The following is a 16,922-nucleotide window of genomic DNA, read 5'->3' as shown; positions in this document are numbered from 1 at the left end:
CCTCCCGGGGTGCGGTCGACCGGTCGCCAGGGGAGACCGGGGCCCGCGCCCGGAGTCATCGCCGCCGGTCGCGCTCCCCCGCTCCCGGCCCGGCCGCCAGCCCGTGCGCCTGCGTCCGGACGGCGGCCAGGAACGCGCTGAGCGCCGGAGCTGGGGGCTGGTCCCGGGTGAGCACCGTCAGCCGGCGGCCGACGTCGGTCTCGGCGACGTCGCGCACGGCCAGGGTCGGGTCCGCCGGCGGGAGCGTGAGGGCCGGCATGAGCGCGACGGCCCCCGCGGTGCGCACGAGCTCGAACAGGACGTCGGCGTCGTTGGACCGGTGGCGCAGGTCGGGGTCGTAGCCGCCGATCGAGCGGCAGGTGCCGACGACGAGGGCGTGGTGGCCGGTGCCGGCGGCCGCGGCCACCCAGACGTCGTCCCGCAGCGCCGCCACCGCGACGGGCCCGCCGTGCGCGGCGGCCGGGTGCGCGACCGGCAGCACCAGCCTCAGCGGCTCCCGGTGCAGCACCTCGAACCGGAGCCCCGCCGGCCGCGGCCGGGGATGGCCGTCGTACTCGTCGCTGACGACCGCGTCGAGGGTGCCCAGCCGCAGCTCGGGCAGCGCCTGCTCGAGCTCCAGTTCGGAGATCTCGACCCGCACGTGCGGGCGCTCGGCCAGCATCCGCGTCAGGGCCGGGATGAGCAGGCGGCGGGTCGCCGACTGCAACCCGCCGGCCCGCACCGTGCCCCGGACCTCGCCGGTCAGCGCCGCCAGGTCCGCACGGGCGGCCTCGGCCGCCGAGAGCAGGACGCCGGCGTGCCGGGCGAGCAGGCGCCCCGCGTCGGTCAGGCGCACCCCGCGACCGACCCTCTCCAGCAGCCGGACCCCGGCCTCCCTCTCCAGGACCGCGAGCTGCTGGGACACCGCGGACGGGGTGTAGCCGAGCGCGGTCGCGACCGCGGCGAGAGTGCCGCGCTCCTCCAGCTCGCGGAGCATCCGCAGGCGGTGGAGGTCGAGATCGACCATGCAGGAAGGCTAACCGGTCCGCTCCACGAACCGTCACTGGACGTGACCGGATCCGCGGTCGACGCTGCTGGGCGTGGGTCTCGCACTGTGCCTGGTGTCCGCGGCGTGCTTCGGGGCGATGGGCGTGTTCGGCAAGCTCGCCTACGCCGCCGGCGTCTCGCCCGACGCGCTGCTGCTGCTCCGGTTCACCCTGGCCGCGGTGCTGCTGGGCGTGGTCCTGGCGCTCCGGCCGGAGCTGCGGTCCGGCCGGCCCGCCGCGGTGCCGCCGTCGGCACCGGGAGGGCTCCCCCGCCGGGTGGTGCTGACCGGGCTCGGGCTGGGCGCGGTCGGGTACGCCACCCAGGCGGGCCTGTACTTCTCCGCGCTCGAGCGGATCGACGCGTCCCTGGTGGCGCTGGTGCTCTACACCTACCCGGCGCTGGTCACCCTCGCCGCCGCCGCGCTCGGGCGGGAACGGCTGACCCCGGCCCGGGTGGTCGCGGTGCTCGTCGCGTCGGCCGGGACGCTGCTGGTCCTGCTCGGCGCCGGCGCCCTGCGGTTCGACCCGCTCGGCGCGGCCGCCGCTTTCGGCGCCGCGGTGACCTACACCGTCTACTTCCTCGTCGCCGACACCGTGGTGCACCGCCTGCCCCCGGTGGTGCTCTCGGCGCTGGTGATGACCGGGGCCGCCGGCACGCTGGCCGTGCGCGCCGCGGCCACCGGCGGCGTCGACCTCGACCTCGGGCCGGCCGGGTGGCTGTGGGTCGGGTGCATCGCCGTGGTGTCCACCGTCGTGGCGATGCTCGCCTTCTTCGCCGGCCTGCGGAGGACCGGACCGTCCACCGCGTCGATCCTCTCGACGTTCGAGCCCGTGGTCACCACGGCGCTGGCCGCGCTCGCCCTGGGCGAGTTCCTCACCCCGGTCCAGCTCGCCGGCGGCCTGCTGGTGCTGGTCTCCGTGGCGGTCGTGCAGCTGCGGCCCCGGCCGGGTCGGCGGGCTCCGGCCGACGTCCTGACCGACCCGGTCCCGGCCGTCGGCGCCGCCGGGAGCCGGCGGGCCTGGACCGTCGACACCCACTAGGACCGCCGGACGGCGTAGCGCAGCAGGACGACCCCGTTGCCGAACCCGCGGGTCTCCACGAGCTCCAGGTCGGTCGGCTCGTCGGCTGCCTCGAACAGCCGTCGACCGCGGCCGACGACGACCGGGTTGACGTAGAGCCGGTACTCGTCGACGAGGTCCAGCCGGCGGAAGGTCTCGACCAGGTCGACCCCGCCGAGCGTCATGTCCCCGCCGGGCCGCTGCTCCAGTGCGCGGATCTCGTCGGGGTCCACCTCGGCCCGCAGCGAGGCGTTGGGGCCGACCTCCCGCAGCGTGCGGGAGAAGACGATCTTCGGCACCGCCCGCCAGACGCCGGCGAACTCGCGCATGACCGGCGGGTTGTCCGGGTCCTGGTCGGCCGTCGGCCAGAACGCCTCCATGAGCTCGTAGGTGACCCGGCCCTCGAGGAAGGCGCTGTGGGCCGCGAGCAGCTCGTTGAAGTGCCGGTGCAGCTCCTCGTCGACGCGGTGCCAGCTCAGGTCGCGGTCCGGTCCCTCGAAGAAGCCGTCCAGCGACAGCATCAGGTGCACGACGATCTTCCGCATCCGTCCTCCCGGTCGACGACTCGGTCCGGGAGCTCGGACCGGCGGACGCGGACGATCTCATCGGTCCCGTTGGAGGACGGGGCTATGCCGGTACCTCCTGGAAGGCGCGGACCTCGATCCGCGCGCCGAGCGCCTTCGACGCCTTCGCGGCCCAGGAGACGGCGGTCTCCCGGTCCGGCGCCTCGACGACCCAGAAGCCGCCGAGGTACTCCGGCGCCTGCGTGAACGGCCCGTCGGTGACGGCGAGGTCGTCCCCGGTGTGGTCGACGGTGACCGCGCTCGACGGCGGGTGCAGCCCCCCGGCGAAGACCAGCGCGCCGGACGCCACCAGCTCCTGCAGGAAGGCACCGGCCGCCGCCAGGGCGGCCTCCAGCTCGGCGGGGTCCATCGACGCCATCGTCGGCTCCTCGGCCGAGTCGTGCGGCATGGACAGCAGGTACTGCGTCACGAATCCTCCCGGGTCGTCGCCGCGGCCGGTCCGGCCGCTCCACGGAAGGGGGACCCCGGTCGCCGCGCCGACTCATCGGCCGGGTCCCGCCGGCAGGACGGACCGACTCCCCGGCCGCGGGACCGCGGCCCGGAGGGGGACGACGGACGAGTCGGCCTGTACGCCGGGGACGATTCCCGGGTCATTGACTGAGAATTACTAACGACTGATTGCTGCCCTGACCTGCACCTTCCTCGTTGAAGGTGATCGGACAACACCGGCCGAGATGGACCCTGCTGAGGAACGAATGAGGAATGCGCGATGCTCCCTGACGGCCAGCTTGGCTGACCGCGGGTCTCGGTGCGACCAACGGGTTGTCGCCATGCAGACCCGGCGGGCCAACTCGAGGGGCATCGGCGAGATCTCGCTGCGCCGACTGGTCAAGGAGGCGCTGCAGATGCGGCCCTCGCGCATCGTGGGGTAGGTGACAGAGCCACCGGAACGTCCAGTTCTACACACGGGACAGGCAAGAGACCGTCGGCCCAGAAGAGTAAAGCGTCGCGAATCTAGGCGGGGTGTCCCGGTGGCCGCGGGTATGTGCTTCGGTGGGCAAGCCGGACGCCCCCAGTTCAGGTGGGGGCGTCCGGTCCGCGTCTCAGAGGGCAAGGCCCTCGATCTCGCCGCTACCGAGCAGGTCTTCTAGGTCTTCGACCGCCCGGTTGATCGTCCGCTCGACAAGCCGTAGGAAGCCGTCGTTCGGGTGCTCCTCACGGGCGCTCCGGATGAACCGCTGGACCATGTCCATGTGGCCGAACACGATTCGGTCCCGCCGGTGCGCGTACCGCTTCTGGTCCCGCACCGCCTCCGGCAGCAGCCAGCCCCAGCTCCCGGTCTCCGGGTCGCTCAGGTAGCACAGCTTGAGCCCGTCCCGCCGGATGAAGTGCGCATCCGAGTGCAGCCTCCCCCGCGAGACGCCGAGCAGGTCCGCCAGCTCCGGCGTGGTGATGTACGGGTTGGCCTCGACCGCGTCGACCATCCGCTGACGGCGCTCGGCGACCTCATCGGGGTCCTCGTAGTCGGTGCTGTTGTCGCTCATCGGGTGCCTCCCTCGAAGTCGGCGGTGGAGATGTCGCTGCGGAGCTTGAGCAAGATCAGCTCCAGCCGCATCCGGGCGTCATCGCCTTCCCGGTGCGCGACGTCGATGTGCTTGCCGTCCATCAACAGCCCCTCGCGGTCGAGCCGCCGCTCTGCCGCCCGGAGCTGGGCCTCGATGTCCTGGAAGACGCCGACCAGCCAGGAGAACTGCTCGTGCCCCCGGTTAGGCTTGTTCTGCTCGTACTCACGGCGTTCCTCGCGGGTCATCGCGCCGTGCTCGGCCATCGTCCGGTCGAGCCTGCGCTCGGCGGCCTCCCTCCGCCGGGCGAGCGCCTGCCGGGCCTCCCGAACCACCCGGGGGCTGCCGTGCTCCAGCGCGACCGCCATTGCTCGCGGGTTCTCGGTGATGTCGAGCACCTTGGTCACCCCGACGTCGGCGGAGCGCGCCGCTGCGACCAGTTCCCCGACGTTCTCGGCGGGCTGGAGGTAGCGGTGGTGGCCGGTGTCCGGCGGCCAGTCCAAGTCCGGCAGGTCCACGGTGTCCCCCGGTTCGACTGCGTGGGCCTTCCCCGCGTCCATCGCGGCCTGCCAGGCGTTGCGGTAGCGGGCCACGGTGTCCCGCTTACTCAACCCGGTGAACCCGAGCTCGGCGAAGCCGGTGATGGACCAGGGGGAGCTTGCCCGTTCCTGGGCAGGAATACCGCGCTCGTCTGGCACGGTGAAGGCCCAGACGAGCGCGGCACGCTGCCACTTCTTCGCGTTGAGCAGGCCGTGGATGCCTGCTAGCTCGACACGCAACTCCTCCGCGCTGCTCGGGATGGTGAACGTCGTCATGTCCCTCCTTTGCCAATGCCCTCAGACGATCCGAGAGCTTGGCCGGGTCGAACTCGACGCGACCCGGTCCACGTGCTCGGGCAGGTACCCTGCATGGACAAGGTAGGTTCTTTACGACCCGAGGGTGGCGACGCTCGCACGACCCGACCTACGGCGCAAGAGGCGACTTCGGTTACCGTCCCGCTACGCTGAGTCGTTCCCAGTCGGGGCATCCGGTAGGCGGTCAGACCGGCCTCATGAGAGAGCAGCGACGCGACGGAGTTGCCAGCCACCTTTGCGATCACCAGGACCACTTGCCGACAAGCCCGTCGATGACAGCCGCTTGGACGCAAGACCTCGACAGCCGGCACCTCCACCACGGATACCGACCACGACGCAACGGCACCCGCGTGGAGTGGCGGACATCAGTTACAGGATCACGCCGACGAGGTGGCAAGGGCTGATGTGGTCGTGTCAGCCTCAACGGACAAGTAAGCTGTCCTGAAGGAGGAAATACATGCCTGAAGGACTTCGACTTCTCGGCTTCCAAACGCAGCAGGGTGGCCGTCACGCGTACATGACGACCGTCAAGATGTCCGATCTCCCAAGACTATTTCCGGTCGACCTCGATCCATCGGATGCTGGGCTAGAAGAGCAGCGCATCCTCGACCCTCAGCATGCCAGGGCATTCTGCGATTACCTGCTCGGCTCAGAGAAACCCATAGTTCCTCCAGTGGTTCTCCTGATCGATCGTGCCGCAAGCTTCGAGGCGCTCACAGACGGAGAGGGGCGGAAGCTCCGGACCGGATGGATAACAATAGGCACGGGCGCCAAGGTTACATATCTTGACGGGCAGCATCGGTGCGCTGGGATTTCTCTGGCGAGGGAGAAGGATGCCTCTGGCACCTTGACTCAAAGCGAGATTGCAGTCTGGATTGTTCTTGAGGCGAGCGACGAGGGAAGACGCGAACTCTTTGCTACGGTCAACTACACGCCCAAGCCGGTGCCTAAATCCCTTTATGCGCGCTTCAACACTGTAGACCCGTACGCAGTAGCCTTGAATAAAGAATTGATCCCCCACCATCCCCTACTGAAGAACCTGGTGGAACAACGAAAGACTCGGGTTCCACCTAAGGCTCCACTCCTGTATACCACCGCAGCGCTTCGCGATGCGCTCATGCGCTTAGTAGGTCCCCAATTTCCTGGTCAGTCTCCATCGGTAGAACAGGTTACTGAGCTTGGTCGGAGTTTCCTAGATGCACTACTGACCAGTCGGCCAGAACTGCAGAAGGCGGTCGCGGATCCGTCAACGATTCCCGCGCTGCGCGAAACCAGCATTCTCGTGTCGTCGACCACCCTCAGGATGTTGGCGAGTGCCGTAGCCATCGCGCTACAGAACGGCTCAGGTTGGAAGCGGGTTGAGGGTGAACTACCCCTTCTTGACTTTGACCCGAGAGCTAAGCTTTGGCGCGAGACTGGATTTGTGGCGGAAACCGACAGAACCCCGACTGCGAGGAAGCAAGAATTTACGAGGGCGAGCAGAAAAGTCGCCGATTTGATCTCCCCAGGAAGTGGGAAGGTCGATAGGCGCACTCGGGCTTCTCGTGGGAGAGCAATGAAACCAGTGGCAGTGAGCGCTCGGGAGCGGGACCACTGAGCTTGACCAACCCGAATCACCCGTCATGACAACTCAAGCTGCTGGCCCTGTCCGGCGCGGGCGACTGAGCGAAACGCCCGAGTCCTGTGGAACGCGAAGCATGAAGCATTGGCGCTCCCCAGGTCGTCGTCGACGCTCTCGCCGCAAGCCTGGCCGCCTAACCGACCGGCGGCTTCGTCTTCACGACCGAGCTCGCCTCACCGATCCGGCGGACGTCTTTCTCCTGCCACCGTCTGGCGGCCGGCAGTCCGCCGAGCCGGCCTGGACAGCTCGGCCACCTTCCACTCGCTGCGGCACTTGGACGCAAGCTTGCTCATCCGGCACGGCGAGTCGGTGAAGACCGTCTAGGCACGGCTTACTGACGCGTCCGCCGCCGAGACCCTCGATACGTACAACCAGCTCTGGCCCGAATCCGACGACCGCACGAGGGGTGCCGTCGACTCCGTCCTCGGAGGACTTGCGAAGTCTCCGCGGACCGACGAGGGCCGCCGCCAGCTGGACATGCAGGTCAGGCGCGGGCGACGGATGAGGCGGTCTGTACGCCGGGGACGGTTCCCCGCTCATTGCCTGAGACTGACTAAAGACTGATCACAGCTCTGACCTGCCTTTTCGCTGTTGGCAGTGCCTAGTCGAGATGGCCAGCAATTGACTCTGCTGAGGAACGATTGAGGAATCCGCCGGCGAGTCCCGCAAGCTCGGCTGCCTGCGACGGGCAGCACTGCCGCCTCCAGGATCCCTGCCCAGCTGTCGACGGTCCGTGCAGACGGCTTCTGTCGATGCCTACGTTCGCGGTGAATCACGCCTTCGCTGCCTGGTGCGTGCGGCGCAGCTAGAACGCCTTCAGGCCCGCAGCCGCCCGGTGCATCCCATCACGCTCGCAGCGCGTTGCTGCCTCGCATCCAGAAGGCTGTGATTCAGCATGGATGCCGTGGACAGCACCGAGCAGCCAGCAGCCTCGCAAGGACACGTCCGTACCCCGAGGACGCCCTCGGCGGACGTCACCAGGGAACGTCTGCGCAAGGCCCCGCTGGGGCCCTCCCTGAACGCCGATACCTTGCTTGCTTCCGCACGGCGGCATGCGCGCCGCGGGTTCCGGGCGCGCGCCGCCGGCGAGCACGATGATGCGTCACTGCAGTTTGGCACGATGCTTGAGCACCTTGCAAAGTCCTACCTCGCTAGTGTCCACCCAACCTTGCTAGTCGAATCCCGACTCGATTTTTTGTCACTCGTGCGCCTCACTGGCCAAGGACCGCAACTGAAGCCTGGTCACGTTCTAAGAACCGTCGGCCTGCAGGGAGCCCTCGAACGGATAGGGACACTCGTGTCGAGCGGCAATGAGGCGGCCGGCAGGGCATACGCCAAGCGGTTCGACCTAGTCACTCAAGCCCGAAACGGCGTAGCTCATGTAGGTGATGACGGCGGAGCGGCCGACGAAGTCGCCCAGTTGGCCGTCCGCGGCGCGACCGACATTGCCGAGAAGATGAGTCGTGGCGTGTACTCCGTCTTCGGCGAATATACAGCTGCCGCCGAGGCGCTCCTCGATGAGCACGCGACGGTCGTTCATCAGACAGTGGCCCTACGACTCATCCGCGCTATGGGAGCCTTCAAGGAACGATTCGCGGGATTGTCGGCCAATGATCACCAGACGGAACTTCAGGCGATCAACCGACTGACCACACTAAGCCATATCGGCTCTGATGACCACCGACCCATCGAGTGCCCCGCCTGCAATCAGACGGGTGTGCTGTCTGGCGAGGCGGACATAGACTATGAGGCGGACGAGACGGGCGCCGGCACCTCAGCCACGGTCGTACTGAAAGCATTATCGTTTCGATGCCCGGTGTGCAGGCTGACCCTACAAGGAGTGGAGGAGCTCTCCGAGGGCGGTTTCTCGATCAACAGAGTCTTACGAGAGGCCACGGAGACTGATTACGCATCCTTTGCCTTTAGCACTACTACTGCGTCCAAAAGCGTCTAGCGCCGGGGCGACTCCGTGCGCTTGGAGCAGCTGCGGGTGGGCGGCGGTGAGGATGTCCTTGAGGTGGCGTCGAGGCCGTCGATCTCGGTGTCGAGGTGCTGGATGCGGCGGGCGAGGGCGTTTATGGCGTACTTGGCCGCCGCGGTCGGGGTGGTCATCTCCCCGGGTCGGAAGCGGGCGGCGGTGTCGATGAGCGCCGTGTAGCTCAGGGCCTTGATGGCGTCGCGGAGCTCGTCGGGTGCGGTGTCGGCCAGGGCTTGCAGCTGCAGCAGGGCCTGGGTGCGTTGCTTGATCGCCGAGCGGCGGGCCACTCGCAGCTGGCGGGCCATCTGTGGCCGGACTCCGACGACCGGACACGGGCCCGGTGGACGCCGTGCTGGCTCCTGCGGCGGAGGGACAACTGAGGAACGGGGACCCCCGCCGGACCTGACGACGCAAGTCAGGCGAGGGGCGACGGACGAATCGGCCTGTACACCGGGGACGGGTTGCCGTGTCTTGACTAACACGCTAAGAGCTGATCATGCTGCTGACCTGCAATTCCACCGTCGGCAACTCCTGGCCGAGGAAGCCGACAATGGATCTTGCTGAAGACCAAGCCTGGCTGGTCGCCACCACACTCGGATGCCACCGATGAGCACTTGAGCCGCCCTACGCACGGCATGCAGGCCGCGCTAGGCCCGACGGAGTACTCGCTGCCGGTCTCGTACGTCGAGTACCTGTTGGCTACCCTGGCCCTTCGCGCAATCCCTCACCGCCGCGGAGGGCTCGGCGGGACCTTGACCGCCGCGGCACGGGGAGAGGCCATGTGCCGCAGTAGGAACCCGTCAGCTGTCGGTCGGTCCAGTCACTTCATTGAGCCCCAGCTCGGACCAACCATCTGGCGACCAGCGCCAGCCGCGCCCGCCGGAGAGCCACCAGACGTCGGTGATCTCGTCGGGCAACCGCGGTGGCCGCCCGGGCAGCTCAGATTCGTCGGCCTTGCCGAAAAGGCGCCAACTGCTCGCCGCTCCAGTGCTGTGCAGCCAGACGAATGCGTGCCGGCGGGCCATCCCGCTGCTCGCCAGCTTTCCACGAACGTCCTCAATTTCCGCGCTGGACAGGTACTCCTCCAACTCCAGCAAACCAGGTTCACTCCCTAGGCCGGTGCTGAAGCTGCGCCCGGTGACGACCCACACTTGTCCCTCAAGGTCGGGACTGGGAGCATCGAGCGCCCAGGCCCGAACAAGATTGAGCTCCGCCAGGGCAGCAGCGATAGGCTGGACGATGGGCTTGGACAGCGTCCAGCGGTCGTAGGCCTCAATCTCCGTTGAGCCAGCCGCCTCGGCGGCCAGTAGTGGGGCCCGCAGCTGCCTTTTGAGCCGGGAGTAGTTCGGATGCCGACCGTTGTCGTCGACGTAGAGTTGCCAGACGCGGCGCAGGCCGGCGATGCGAACTTCCCCTGACATGTATCTCTTAGATGCGGCCGCATTCCTGATAGATTTGGGATCGAGGTAGCGAACCACCTCTAAGGCCTGCGGCTCTCCCGCAGGGTTGATGGTGAAGTCCCACGCTCCTTGGCGCCCACAGGTGTCGTTCAGTTCCACAGGCAGACCGAGGGTCTGCTCGATTACCGTCCGCGCGAGGTCTTCCTCCGGACGATTGCGGCTGGAACTCATGATCCTTTACGCCCCTGTGCTAAGCCTACCTTCGGCGGCTCGAAACGTGAGTTTGCCCGCCAAAATCGCACTGTCCATGCTAAGTGAACGTCTGAGGCGGACTCTTCTCCCCACGACCGAGCCCTATCGCCGAGCTCACCGCACTCGTGGGACCAACCTCAGACGCACGAACCACGCCTCGGGCCCTGGCCCGCGGTTCTGACACCACCGGCCTCAACTTTGGACCGTCCGGGTCAAAGCCGCCCATGACGAGTTCCCGTCAATCGCCTGACGCGGCTATCGCCTTCTCGGATACGATCTTGCGCCACGTTGCAATCCGCCGAAGGTCCGTCTCGTCAATCAACCGCATGTGCGCGAGACGATTGCGGATCGGGAGGATTTCTACCCTCAGCCGCGACCAGTAGTGTTGCTCCATCCCCAGCGGTCCCAACTCACGGGTCTCTCGCAGGTCAAGTAGCTCGCTAGTACTCAACCACTCCAGTGGATCTCGCAAGTCGGCCATCTTCCTGGCTCGTGGCTGCGAATCCCGTCGAGCCCGATCGAGAACGTCGGCTTTCAGTGCTTCCGGCAGACATGTTTCGCGCCAACCGTCGCCCATCTTACCAATCAGTGCCGAACGGACCGCGTTCCGGATCATTCGCTCAAGCATCCACATCTCAGCAAATGAGTCAGGCACTGCGGTTCGATAGCTCACACTTTCGGAGGCCACAAGGGCAACCGCTGCCCTGGTGGACCTAAAGGACGACCCAGTGAGACTCCAAGACACCTCGTCTCCGGATGCGGAGACCAATCCTGCCCCGCGCAATGCCTCAACATCCAGCCGCGGAAGCCACTCCAGTACATCACGAGGGGACAGTTGCTGTTCCCAGAGCGCTTCACTTAACACGACGACTGTCCGATCCCCCAACTCGCGAATGCAGCGCACTAGGAAATCGAACTCCGGCCCGTCCGAGGACGGTCCGTTGACACCCGCCTTGTCAAATAGCCAGGTAGGGAAGATCTGCTTGGCGTCGGCGACTATGTCGCTACCTCGAGTCTCCGGGTATGCAGTCTTGGGTGCCGTTGACAGGAATGCAAACACTCGAGCATTCTGCGCCTCGCGCATAACCAAGTCTCGAAATCGACCCAGTTCGTCGCCCCGACGTTCCTTGAGGCGGTCGAACTGATGAATGAAGACGAGGTCACAAGAAAGAGCCACCCGCTCATTCAGTAGATCCATCACGTCGACGTGCTGGCCTTTAAGCGTTGTGATCGAAGCCCGCAAGCGGGCGGCCGCACTGCCCAGTTGAAGGAACACCATTGAAAACTGCCTCATCTTGAGGGGCAGATTCCGCAACCACTGCTCTTCCGCGGTCATGAGCGAAGCTCCAGCAGAACGCTCGGCTCAATCTTCCCCGCATCTTCATGTATCAGGCCGAGACTGATTAAGTGATGGACAGCCTGATCTTCACCGGCCGCGATGTCACGAAAATCCTCGGGGTGGTCCTGCAGCGTCTCCAACAGAATGCTCTCGGTAGGATAGTATCGGGCCAAGTGGCCGAGAATTTCCTCGATATTGCCGGCGACCGACCTGCGCCATGGGATGAGTGCATGGAGTACGTCAGAGGTGCGCATTACTCGTCTATATGTCTCCGTTGGCAGACTGCCCACCACCTCGGAGGCCAGATTTCGGTAGAGATAGGCATGTCCGCCGGACGCCTCGTATAGCGCTTGCAACGCTCCATCTTGAATTTCAATCCCCATCCGTGAGCCTACCGCCGTCGCAAGCTCGTCGGCTTCCGTTCGGGAAAAGGGGCCGACGTATCGCGCTTTTGCCCACGAGAACAGCGGGTTGGGGCGGCCATAAAGCCGGCCGTTCTCGAGGATATGGTTTGTCAAGCCCGAAAGTATGAAGGTGAAGTTGCTTGTGGATTGTGCGACAGCCCGAAGGCTCGCTAACGCCTGAGCAACTCCAGGAAACGCAGCCTCCTGGGTGTCGACTTGATCCGACGGCGTTAGGAACTCAATCTCATCAAGGAGCAGGACCAAGGTGATACCCCGCCCTTCCAGTCGCCGCGCAATGGCGTCGATAGCAGATTTAAAGACAGGGATCGACCAGCCGTCAGGCGTTCCCGCAAGCTCTGAATGGTGAATCCTGCGCTTCGAGAGCTCAGCCGCAATTTGCTGAGCAGTCTCTCGCATGAACTCGGGGCTCGGATCGGTAGGCGGAGTCGGTAGTGTTTCGAGGTCAATGAATACCGGGATCAAGATGTCGCTCTCAAGCGTCTCTGCAAGTTGGAAGAGAATGCTCGTCTTTCCGCTCTTGCGGAGACCGAACAACCCCGACACGCGCTGATTAGCGATGTCGTCGCGCAGTTCCTGCATCAGCGTCTTGCGACCAAAGAACCTATTACCACTGACGGGAGTCGTCTCATAGAAGAGATTTCGCGCGTAGATGGAGTCGCGCAGGGTCGCGATGAAAGAGAGGGGTTCGGCGTCCATGGAGGTCGGGAGCGAGATCGCCGTGAACTGCAAGTTGGACCATTGCTTTAGTTTGATGGTCAGGCGGTCGTCTGGTGAACTGAAGAATATGATGTCGGGGGTGACTTCGCGCGGCAGTCGCCCCAACGCGTCTTTAGCAACCTTGAAGGTTCGGCTCTGCAGGTCGTAGTAGGGCGAGTAGAAAAAGAGGACTTCGCGTGTCAATCCGAAGGCCGCCTCAATTGCGCCACTAAACCGGGCTAGGGCCACCCCGCATTCTTTACCATCTGGGGTTCGGATTGAGTCGGCGTACACAAACTGCGACCCCAGCGCCCTAAGCATCGACCGATGCTTAGCGAATTCGGGGAACCTGCCTTCGAGTCGATTCACGTGGTAAACGACATCTTGACTCGTTGGCTCTTTAACTGGGTTGGCCTGCCAGGTCAGTGTCGTTGCGGGAGTCTTGACTTGTCTTGAAGGAGTCTCGACCGGCCGTGCCGGGCCGACTCTTCGCGATGAGCCACCGAAATGACTAATCACCTGCCGCGTGATCGGTTCAGCGACCGCGCTAGTCGCCGATCTGGCGAACTCTCCGATCTCCGACAGATACGCAAGGATTGCGTCTGATGGAACGTCGAGTTCTCGAGCGAGTTCATACACCCGTCGATTCATAGACGCCTCCCGTGAACGGTCTCATTCGAGACTAGCCGAGCATGTTGTTCTGCGGTGGGATGCGACGGATTCGACACGCGAGAGCTGCCCAGTTCGGCGCGCGACCGGCCCGCATGAGCCTCTGGCACGACACCTGGACGAGTAAGTCCTTCCGGTTGGGAGAGTCGAAGGCCGCCATAGAGGCGGGCGGAAGGTGTCCGGGCACTGATCGAGGCCGTCCCCGAGTGCTACTGGGCGCTGATTGCCTTGGCCGCGGGGACGGTCCTGCGGCGGGGAGCGGCCGTCGGGCTGACCGTCGGCCGGATTGACTTCCTCCGCCGGCAGCCCACCTTCGACCGGCAGGTGGTCACCTTGCCCGACCGCCCGCCCTATCTGCCACGACCCAAGACCCAGGCCTGAGTCCGCATGGTGCCGCTCCCTAAGTCGTCGTCGACGCCCTCGCCGCCCACCTCACGCGGTGGCCCAGTGACGGCTTCGTTCTCACGGCCGAATTCGGCAATCCGATCCGCCGGACGGCCTTCTCCGCCACGGTGGGGCGCCCGGCTATGCGCGCGGTCAGTGGAGGACATCGTGACCCTCCACGGCCTCCGACCCTCTACGTCAGCCTGCTCGCGATACGGCGAGTCGGTGATCACCTTCCGGGCGCGGCTCAGCCACGCGTCGGCCTCCGAGACCGTCGACACCTACGGCCACCTGTGGCCGTACTCCGACGGCCGGATCCGGGCCGCGGTGGATGCCGTGCTGAGTCCGCATGATGAGCCACTAGGGAGCACGCCTCGCTCGCGCTCCTGAGGTTCAAGTGCGCGGGTACGACGGACCTGTCGTCCCCGACTGTCCCGCTACTTCTTCATCGCGACGGCTGGGAATGCAGGTGTCCCCAGAACCGCCTTCAGGGGCACCTCGTCGTCGCATGACCGATATTGGCCCCACTGCGGCGCCCCGCCGAGCGCCCAGGCAGTGCCCGTCAAAGCCCGATCTGTTGGCACCGGAGATCGTCAAGATCAAGTGCCACACACGTCTTGCACCTGCGGTTCCGCAACTCGTGGTGACGAGTTGCTCAAGGCTCATCTGCAGCGTCATCGGCATGGGACACAACGGGAGCCCCGGATACCGAGCGCGACAGCGTGAACGTGAGCGGCAACGGCGGGAGCAGGAGTCCCGGCGTCGCCAGCGGGCGGAGCAGACGCCGGCCACCAAGGCCGGAAGGGCGCCCGACGCTGGGGTGGCCGGTCGCAAGCGACGGGCCGCGGCGCGGACCTGTGGGTGGTGCAGTGGGCCGATCACCCCGAGGAGCCGGGGACCGATCCCCAAGTGGTGTTCTGGCACCTGCCGCCACCGAGCCTGGGAACAGACCCGCGCTGCGGCCTCCGGCCGGACCGCGGTACAGGTGGTCGAGCGGCGGGTCCAGATCGCTGTCCCTCTCAAGCCGACCCGCCGGGACTGGGCGAAGCTGCTCGGTGAGCTCGCCGGCCAGCTGAGCGACGGCCGGTTCTATGACCGCGACCTCCCCGGCCTTGGCCGGGCACTGGAGTGTGTGCTGCGGTCGTACCGGTGGCGGGCCCGCCGGACCGGCGCTCCCGACCTGTCCTGAGCCGGAGCTGCAGCACCTCTCCAGTGGTCGAAGACCCGCGGAAGTTGGCGGGGCACAGCCTCCGCGGCGGAGGCCCCGCCGCTCATACGGTGCATGCCGCCGCTATTGGGCCGAGCCTGCGTCGGCCGGGTCGTCGCCACCAACGTCATCCCTCAGCAGCTTTACGCTCGGCGGGCGCGGATGGATGTGACCGTTGACGCCGGGGCACCACGGCGGCGCCCCTCGTCGTCGCCGGCAGCGTGCCCCCTCGGCCCTGCGGCCTGAGCGCGCGCTCGGTCCGTCACTCCCCCTCTGCGCCCATGTTTCAAATCTCGATGTGCGCGGGCGGCGTCCGCCAGGCGATGACGAACGGCGCGAGGCCCATGCCGAGCACCACGCCGCCGCCCCCATGGAGCCCGCCGTCCGTCAGCGCGGTCAGCGCGGCGCCCGTGACGAGGAAGGCGAGACGATCAGGAGCAGCGGACCCAGGACGCGGCGACGCCACCGACGCCGCAGTCCCCGGTAGCGCTTATCGGCGTAGCAACCGGCCCGTGACGAGCGCTTCCACGAGCCACGACGTCACCATCGGACACCCAGCGCCCAAAAGAGCCGACTGGCCTTCCGCCTCCCCACTGCAGGGGAACTGGAGACGTTCTGCAGTGCCGTCGCCAGAGTGATGAGGCGGCCTCGAGCCTCCGGTCCGGCTGCGGTGCACGGAGCTCCGCCCGTCCACAGGCGCCGGCCGCTCCACAGATCCCGCCGCATCAGCCCAATGCGTGCGGCCGCGCGCTAGCCAAAGTGCAGTGGCCGGGGATCCCGCCCGCTCGGTCCCGCGCGAGGAGACGGCATGGCGAGCATCTCGAGGCGACCCAACGGCACCTGGCAGGCCCGCTACCGCGCCACCCCCGGCGGCCCGCAGCGGTCCCGCGTCTTCACGCGGAAGGTCGACGCCCAGCGCTGGCTCGACGAGGTCCGCACCAGCATCGTCACCGGCCAGTACGTCGACCCCGCGGCCGGCCGCCAGACCGTCCGCGAGTACGCCGAGCAGTGGCGCGCTGCCCAGGTGCACCGGCCGACCACCGCCGCCCACGTCGAGACGATGCTGCGTCGGCACGTCTACCCGAGCCTCGGTGACAAGCAGCTGTCCGCCGTCCTCCCGAGCGACGTCCAGGCCCTCGTCAAGCGCCTGTCCAAGACACTGGCGCCGGGCACGGTCGGCGTCGTCCACCGCATCCTGTCCGCGGTCTTCAAGGCCGCTGTCCGGGACCGTCGCATCATCGCGTCGCCCTGCACGGGGACGCGGCTGCCCAAGGTCCACAAACAGCGCATCGAGCCGCTGTCGATCGAGGCCGTGCGGGCGCTCACGGACGCCGTCCCCGAGCGTTACCGGGCGCTGGTCACCCTGGCCGCCGGCACGGGTCTGCGGCAGGGCGAGGCGCTCGGGTTGACGGTCGACCGGATCGACTTCCTCCGTCGGCAACTGACCGTCGACCGGCAGCTGGTCACCATGCCCGACCGCCCGCCCTACCTGGCGCCGCCCAAGACCCAGGCCTCGGTCCGGGTAGTACCGCTCCCGCAGGTCGTCGTCGACGCCCTCGCCGCCCACCTCGCCCGGTGGCCGAGCGACGGCTTCGTCTTCACGACCGACCTCGGCGACCCGATCCGCCGGACCGCCTTCTCCGCCACGGTGTGGCGCCCGGCCGTCCGGGCGGCCGGCCTGGACGACAGCGTCACCTTCCACGGCCTCCGGCACTTCTACGCCAGCCTGCTCATCCGGCACGGCGAATCAATCAAGACCGTCCAGGCGCGACTCGGCCACGCGAGCGCCTCCGAGACCCTCGACACCTACAGCCACCTGTGGCCGGACTCCGACGACCGGACGCGGGCTGCGGTGGACGCCGTACTGGCTCCCGCTGCTGAGGAACATCTGAGGAACGGGGACCCCCGCCGGACCTGAAAGCGCAGG

14 protein-coding genes are annotated in these 16,922 nt (G+C 66.9%); 4 read left to right on the top strand and 10 right to left on the bottom strand.

What is annotated here, in order from left to right:
- Positions 1-55: 55 nt before the first annotated feature.
- Entirely contained in the window at positions 56-1,006 is a 951-nt protein-coding gene (locus tag ACI8AA_RS02630) for a LysR family transcriptional regulator (protein ID WP_457042958.1), read from the bottom strand.
- Positions 1,007-1,079: 73 nt separating this feature from the next.
- Here ACI8AA_RS02630 and ACI8AA_RS02625 point away from each other — a divergent pair, with 73 nt between their 5' ends.
- Positions 1,080-2,066, top strand: coding sequence for a DMT family transporter (locus ACI8AA_RS02625; protein WP_457042957.1), 987 nt, complete (start codon positions 1,080-1,082; stop codon positions 2,064-2,066).
- Here the strand turns inward: ACI8AA_RS02625 and ACI8AA_RS02620 are convergent.
- From ACI8AA_RS02620 to ACI8AA_RS02605, 4 genes are all read right to left on the bottom strand, one after another.
- The gene (locus ACI8AA_RS02620) at positions 2,063-2,629 is read right to left on the bottom strand and encodes a dihydrofolate reductase family protein (RefSeq protein ID WP_457042956.1); all 567 of its coding nucleotides are present in this window, start codon (positions 2,627-2,629) and stop codon (positions 2,063-2,065) included. The genes ACI8AA_RS02625 and ACI8AA_RS02620 overlap by 4 nt on opposite strands.
- Positions 2,630-2,711: 82 nt before the next feature.
- On the bottom strand, positions 2,712-3,077 hold the full coding sequence (locus ACI8AA_RS02615; RefSeq protein ID WP_457042955.1) for a YciI family protein: 366 nt from the start codon (positions 3,075-3,077) through the stop codon (positions 2,712-2,714).
- Positions 3,078-3,711: 634 nt separating this feature from the next.
- On the bottom strand, positions 3,712-4,152 hold the full coding sequence (locus ACI8AA_RS02610) for a hypothetical protein (protein WP_457042954.1): 441 nt from the start codon (positions 4,150-4,152) through the stop codon (positions 3,712-3,714).
- Positions 4,149-4,985, bottom strand: a complete 837-nt coding sequence (locus ACI8AA_RS02605; RefSeq protein WP_457042953.1) for a hypothetical protein — start codon at positions 4,983-4,985, stop codon at positions 4,149-4,151. Before ACI8AA_RS02605 ends, ACI8AA_RS02610 begins: the two co-directional genes overlap by 4 nt.
- 496 nt (positions 4,986-5,481) lie before the next feature.
- Between ACI8AA_RS02605 and ACI8AA_RS02600 the strand changes: the two genes are divergently transcribed.
- The gene (locus ACI8AA_RS02600; protein WP_457042952.1) at positions 5,482-6,621 is read left to right on the top strand and encodes a DNA sulfur modification protein DndB; all 1,140 of its coding nucleotides are present in this window, start codon (positions 5,482-5,484) and stop codon (positions 6,619-6,621) included.
- Between the two features lie 928 nt (positions 6,622-7,549).
- Positions 7,550-8,599 carry a hypothetical protein gene (locus tag ACI8AA_RS02595; RefSeq protein ID WP_457042951.1) on the top strand — a complete coding sequence of 350 codons (1,050 nt, stop codon included), beginning with the start codon at positions 7,550-7,552 and terminating at the stop codon, positions 8,597-8,599.
- On the opposite strand, the gene ACI8AA_RS02590 is transcribed toward ACI8AA_RS02595, so the two are convergent.
- From ACI8AA_RS02590 to ACI8AA_RS02570, 5 genes are all read right to left on the bottom strand, one after another.
- Positions 8,596-8,928: a hypothetical protein gene (locus tag ACI8AA_RS02590; protein ID WP_457042950.1), complete on the bottom strand. Its 333-nt coding sequence runs from the start codon at positions 8,926-8,928 to the stop codon at positions 8,596-8,598. The genes ACI8AA_RS02595 and ACI8AA_RS02590 overlap by 4 nt on opposite strands.
- Before the next feature lie 495 nt (positions 8,929-9,423).
- The gene (locus ACI8AA_RS02585; protein WP_457042949.1) at positions 9,424-10,254 is read right to left on the bottom strand and encodes a hypothetical protein; all 831 of its coding nucleotides are present in this window, start codon (positions 10,252-10,254) and stop codon (positions 9,424-9,426) included.
- 259 nt (positions 10,255-10,513) lie between these two features.
- Entirely contained in the window at positions 10,514-11,611 is a 1,098-nt protein-coding gene (locus tag ACI8AA_RS02580; protein ID WP_457042948.1) for a hypothetical protein, read from the bottom strand.
- Positions 11,608-13,374 (bottom strand): hypothetical protein, encoded by a 1,767-nt coding sequence (locus ACI8AA_RS02575; RefSeq protein WP_457042947.1) that lies wholly within the window; start codon positions 13,372-13,374, stop codon positions 11,608-11,610. The genes ACI8AA_RS02580 and ACI8AA_RS02575 overlap by 4 nt, the downstream gene beginning before the upstream one ends.
- Positions 13,375-15,281: 1,907 nt before the next feature.
- Positions 15,282-15,461 carry a hypothetical protein gene (locus ACI8AA_RS02570; RefSeq protein WP_457042946.1) on the bottom strand — a complete coding sequence of 60 codons (180 nt, stop codon included), beginning with the start codon at positions 15,459-15,461 and terminating at the stop codon, positions 15,282-15,284.
- Between the two features lie 342 nt (positions 15,462-15,803).
- Between ACI8AA_RS02570 and ACI8AA_RS02565 the strand changes: the two genes are divergently transcribed.
- Entirely contained in the window at positions 15,804-16,913 is a 1,110-nt protein-coding gene (locus ACI8AA_RS02565; protein WP_457042945.1) for a tyrosine-type recombinase/integrase, read from the top strand.
- The last annotated feature ends 9 nt before the right edge of the window (positions 16,914-16,922 follow it).

Source organism: Geodermatophilus sp. SYSU D01180, from assembly GCF_054050415.1.
This window is presented reverse-complemented; position numbering and strand designations above follow the sequence as displayed.